Origin of the sequence: Microcystis sp. M_QC_C_20170808_M3Col, from assembly GCF_007095505.1 — a bacterium.
Classification (GTDB): domain Bacteria; phylum Cyanobacteriota; class Cyanobacteriia; order Cyanobacteriales; family Microcystaceae; genus Microcystis.
Map to the genome: position 1 here is coordinate 1 of NZ_SFBY01000157.1, position 4,954 is coordinate 4,954.

General features: G+C 36.0%; 6 protein-coding genes and 3 pseudogenes. 1 reads left to right on the forward strand and 8 read right to left on the reverse strand.

The window, feature by feature from the left end:
• Both EWV84_RS23055 and EWV84_RS07315 read right to left on the reverse strand, forming a co-directional pair.
• Positions 1 to 69, reverse strand: a 69-nt coding sequence (locus tag EWV84_RS23055) for a transposase-like zinc-binding domain-containing protein (RefSeq protein ID WP_502705762.1), incomplete at its 3' end; no start/stop codon positions are given.
• A 64-nt stretch (positions 70 to 133) separates the two neighbouring features.
• Positions 134 to 226, reverse strand: a pseudogene (locus tag EWV84_RS07315) (transposase-like zinc-binding domain-containing protein); the annotation flags it as partial.
• Between the two features lie 53 nt (positions 227 to 279).
• Here EWV84_RS07315 and EWV84_RS23060 point away from each other — a divergent pair.
• Positions 280 to 399, forward strand: a pseudogene (locus EWV84_RS23060) (IS4 family transposase); the annotation flags it as partial.
• 89 nt (positions 400 to 488) lie between these two features.
• On the opposite strand, the gene EWV84_RS07320 reads toward EWV84_RS23060, so the two are convergent.
• The 6 genes and pseudogenes from EWV84_RS07320 to EWV84_RS07345 form a co-directional block, all read right to left on the reverse strand.
• Positions 489 to 1,751 carry a glycosyltransferase family 4 protein gene (locus EWV84_RS07320; RefSeq protein ID WP_287077483.1) on the reverse strand — a complete coding sequence of 421 codons (1,263 nt, stop codon included), beginning with the start codon at positions 1,749 to 1,751 and terminating at the stop codon, positions 489 to 491.
• Positions 1,752 to 1,822: 71 nt separating this feature from the next.
• Positions 1,823 to 2,470, reverse strand: a complete 648-nt coding sequence (locus EWV84_RS07325) for an FkbM family methyltransferase (protein ID WP_287077484.1) — start codon at positions 2,468 to 2,470, stop codon at positions 1,823 to 1,825.
• 79 nt (positions 2,471 to 2,549) lie between these two features.
• The gene (locus EWV84_RS07330) at positions 2,550 to 3,488 is read right to left on the reverse strand and encodes a class I SAM-dependent methyltransferase (protein WP_287077485.1); all 939 of its coding nucleotides are present in this window, start codon (positions 3,486 to 3,488) and stop codon (positions 2,550 to 2,552) included.
• Positions 3,489 to 3,699: 211 nt separating this feature from the next.
• Positions 3,700 to 4,386 (reverse strand): class I SAM-dependent methyltransferase, encoded by a 687-nt coding sequence (locus tag EWV84_RS07335; RefSeq protein ID WP_287077486.1) that lies wholly within the window; start codon positions 4,384 to 4,386, stop codon positions 3,700 to 3,702.
• A 128-nt stretch (positions 4,387 to 4,514) separates the two neighbouring features.
• The gene (locus EWV84_RS07340) at positions 4,515 to 4,709 is read right to left on the reverse strand and encodes a hypothetical protein (RefSeq protein ID WP_287077487.1); all 195 of its coding nucleotides are present in this window, start codon (positions 4,707 to 4,709) and stop codon (positions 4,515 to 4,517) included.
• 13 nt (positions 4,710 to 4,722) lie between these two features.
• Positions 4,723 to 4,954, reverse strand: a pseudogene (locus EWV84_RS07345) (glycosyltransferase family 2 protein); the annotation flags it as partial.

Sequence of the window (4,954 nt, forward strand, 5' to 3'; positions counted from 1 at the left end):
ATAGTTTTGTTTTTGACCACGATGACCATTTTTATTGATGTGGTCACTTTTACATTCTGGACATTTCATCGTTTTTTTTCCTTCATTGAGTTTCTATCTATTTTGCCTTCTCATCTCTTCATCTGACAACGCCCTGACGACCACAGTTTACACATATATAGTTTTGTTTTTGACCACGATGACCATTTTTATTGATGTGGTCACTTTTACATTCTGGACATTTCATCGTTTTTTTTCCTTCATTGAGTTTCTGCCCCTTTATCTTCTATCTCCAACTAATGGGTTAAGCCGCAAGATAAACGACATCTGCAAGGGTTCGCTGAGACAGTAGCCGCAATTTTACAGTCCCAAAGTGCTTGTCTGAGCCATTGGCTGCCCTATCTGAGCCATCGGGATTGTTTGGATGTTTGGACATTGTATCCTTTTAGATCAATTCCTAAACTTCTGGAGAGTTTCCTAGTCGTCTTTTTGAGCATGGCTAAGACCGTTCAAGTTGACTTGGAAGACTCCAATATTTCATTATACAGCTTTAAATATTTAGATGCTTGAATCTCACGAGTAAATTCCTGCTCTGTTTTATCACGAGCGCGATTGCACAATTTCTGGTATCTTTCACTATCTTCTAATACCCAATTAATTCCCCGTGCCAAGTCTTCCACCTCGAAGGGGTGGGCCAGATAACCATTCTCTTGATGTTCGATCATATCAGGCATTCCACCAATTTTAAAGGCAACAGAGGGAGTGGCACAGGCGAGAGCTTCCATGACTGTATTGGGAAGATTATCCTCAATTGAGGGAGCGACAAAAATATCGGCGGCGGCATAGACTAAAGCTAGGGAAATATCATCATTTAATCTGCCTAAATAATGGGTTTTCAGTCCAAAATCAGGCGGATTAACTGGTTCAGAAGCACCGAAGACCACTAACTCTAATTTATGCTGCCATATTTCCCCCTGACTGAGTTTTTTTATGGCAGGTAGCAGCAGATGAAACCCTTTTCGGTTATCGCTTGTTGCCGTCATAGCACCAAAGAGAATAAGCTGTTTATCTTGGGGTAATCCTAAGAGACGGCGAGCAGTGTTTTTCTCGATTGGTTTATATCTTTGAATATCTAAGCCATTGGCAATTACTTCTATCCGTAAATCCTGAAATAGAGAACTATTTCTAGCACAATCTGCTAACCACTGACTGGGGGTGACAATGGTAAGATTGAGATTTTTCCAAGCTTTGGCTTTTCGCCACCAAACCCAACCAGAAATATCCCCATCTTGCTGACTGTTTAATTGGGGACAATGACCACAGGATTGAGTATATTTATCGCATTCTCCACTATAGTGACAACCACCCGTGAACGGCCACATATCGTGAGCCGTCCAAACAAGAGGTTGCTTAAATTTGGCTAGGGTTTCAATTTGTAAAAACCCCGCATTAATCCAGTGTAAGTTAATAATATCTGGACTAATTTGGGCTACTCTAGAAACAAGGCGATCGGGAAGCCATTGGATAGAATAAGGCGTTTTTTCTCTTTGGGTATATAATGTCAAGGGCAAGTGATCAACGGCAGGTATTAGCTTTGTCCATCCCTTCATTAATTTACTTGCTGGCGATAAAACAGTATGGTCATCAGTCGTTTTATAATTGACCAGCATAGTTGATGCCACATCAATCCGATGTAACCCTTTATGCAGACGATAAGCCGCTATAAAAGCCCCTCCTTGACCATCTGAATTACTTAGTAAACAGACTTTCATGACTTAAAAAATATCCCATCCATTTGTAATAGTCTTCCAGTTTTTCTATCGGCAAAGTTCGGAACAATTGTCTATAGCTCGTAGCCAATTTGTCTCATAAAATCTAGCAGATCTTCAAAGAGCATTTGCTGGTCATATAGTGGCACTAAAGACATTTCTATTTGAATCCCTTTAACTAAAGGAAGAATCTGAAAAGCACCTTCAATAACTTGCTTTTCAAATCCCTGCACATCGATCTTTAAAAATATTGATTGAGTACCCTCTGTAATGTAGTCTTTAGCTAAAGTATCTAGCCGTCTCAATTGTACTATTTCAGAACCACAATAAGCTGATTCAGGAGCAGCTTGCACAGGAGAATCCAACATCGACAGTACAGAGCTACTTTGACTATTCCCAGCAATATTAATGGTAATTTCACCTTCTTGATCTCCTAAAGCAGAGCGAGGAGCAATTTCCCACAAGTTATCTTTCTTGCTTAGAGTAAGTAATTGTGAGTAAGCACTGGATAAAGGTTCAAAGGATACTATTTTGCCCTCATAACCACAGTCTCGCAGAAAACTAGCATACTGTCCACAGTTAGCACCCACATCGAAAATTAGGTCTATATGGTGATACTTTAATAACGTCTCCATCAGAGCTACTTGTGAAGTATTAAGATTATATCTCTTGACTTCAAATCCTAGTTTTTTGAATAGGGTTTTCAGAAATTTTTTAAGCATATTATCCTCATATTCGGAACATAACAATTGTAAACAGTAAGTAATTTATACCAATTTAAACCTTCGGAAGTAAATTTATTTATTTCTGGTAAACAACTGTTACTGAATGACCAATTGGCTTAATTATATCATCTGTGAGTCCAGCAGAAATAAAGGCAGCTATCACTTTAGATATTTTTGATTTGACTTGATAATTGGTTGAACTATCTACTAAAGAATAGCTTTGATTATTTTTCCATAAGTTGTCCAGCGACTTTATTACAAGCTCACGAGCATATAGCCTTCTATGAATATCTGCTAATTTTTCATGATGAATATCAATTAGCTTGAGACAAAAACGGTCAGCTACATATTGTAAAGCTTTGTCAGACCAACGTGTAACATGATGAGGGGGCATATTTAAAACATTATTTTTGAGAGAGCCAATAAATGAATCATCACTAGGTACAGAGATAATCAATAGACCGCCTTTTTTAAGGCATTTTAAACAAGATTCTATAAAGGATTTAGGGTTAGACACATGCTCTAACACTTGGAATGAACAAACAACATCGTAACTTTCTAAATGACTGTTACTGTGAATTTCTACTGATTGATGTATAATTTTTATACTAGCTTTACTCGCTATTTCTATGGCATCCTTACTAAATTCCAGTCCAGTATAACTAGAAGTTTGGATTTTTCGAGAAAAGGCTCCCTTTCCACAGCCTACTTCAAGGATTATATCATTGTCTTTGATGTAACGACAAGCATAATCATATTCCTCTTTATCATCCATGTAATACCAGTTGAACTTCTGTAATTCTTGATAAAATGATTCTGAACCTGTAACCAGAGGATGAAAAAATTTCAAATCTGAATCTAGACAATGATAAAAATTAATCGTCTCTAAATCAAGAAATTCCGAACTGATATCAACCCCCCCCCATCTGCTATACAGTTTAATGAGTGCTTTAACTTCTATAGTTTCTCGTAAAACAAGGTTAGCACTACCGCTTAAAGGACAGACTATGTGCATATTCTTTGACACTCATTAAAGTTGACAAACACAAGATAGCAAAAAGGTGTATCTGATGTCAACTATTACTTAATAGTATTAACTCCTGATTTTTTTTACAAAATTCGGTTTTTCGGTTTGTCTTATGCAACAGACAGGATTATAAGGAATGAAACTCTTATAGAGAAAGACATTTGGCGATTTTTGTCAATTGTTTTCAATCTAGAACGAGCTAATCAATTAAGTCTCTTGCCAGATAAGGATTTAGCCGATTTCTGCCCCCTGATCGAACCATACCAAGTAACGAAGAACCTTTTTTCAAAAGTTTGAATAATGCTAACTTAATGACAGTTGTTACATAAAATGATTTATGTACTTCTTGTAGTGGTTCATGCCAAATTTCTACATTTTCGACCAGAAAATATTTGGTTAAATTCTTGAAAGTCTTATCTGTCCATCCTGTCACGTGGTGAGGTGGCATATCAAGAAAAAAATTAGATACATATCGGCTAAATGAATCATAACTTGGAACTGATAATATAAGAATTCCTCCAGGTTTAAGACAGGCAATACTAGCAGCAATGAATGAATGAACATCTCCTATATGTTCTAAAACTTGAAAAGCACATACGACATCGTAGTTTTCTGCATAGGACATAGCATGAGATTGAATTGATTCATTAATTACATTAAGCTTATTAGATTGAGCCAAATCTTTAGCTTTTTGACTAAACTCAAGACCAGTGTAGTTTTTACTACTTATCTTTTTTGAAAAACTCCCTTGTCCACAACCAATTTCTAAAACAGAATTAGAAGGTTTGATAAATTGACTAGCATAATCATATTCATTTTTTTCTTCCAAGTAATACCAATCAAATACTTGTAGTTTTTCATAAAAATTCTCTGAACCCGTTATCATCGGAAAGAAAAAATGGTTCTTCCGAACTTACACTGTAGAAAATTCCTCAAGCTCCCTCTCTGCCCAGCAATGCTCTAAAGTTGATAAATATCAATCTAACAAAAACTCAAAGCCTTAGTATACAAGCTTTAATAAAGGTCTGATTCAAGACAGTGATAAAAATCGATATATTGAATATTGCCAAACTCTGAAGCCACATCACAGTTCAGCATTTTTTTATAGAGACTTACTAAGTCACTAACAGCTATTTTTTCAACTAAGCCAATTTTTGAGCTTTTGCTTAAGGGACAATATACTGATTCTTGATTTATTTGCTCTGTCATGGTAACTCCAAATTTAATTTATAAAAACTTTTGCTAATTTTCTTGATAACCTAGACAATAAGCTAACATAGAAAATATTATTATGAGTAAAATCATCCGCTTCAACATGGCGCAGCAAAAATGGGAGATGTTTTAACGGAAAATTCATTTCTTTAACAGGAAGATTTGCAACTCGACTTTTACTGCTGCTTGTATGAGTAGCACCTTCACCAAATCCAATATTACTAACTAAATTTACATTAGGA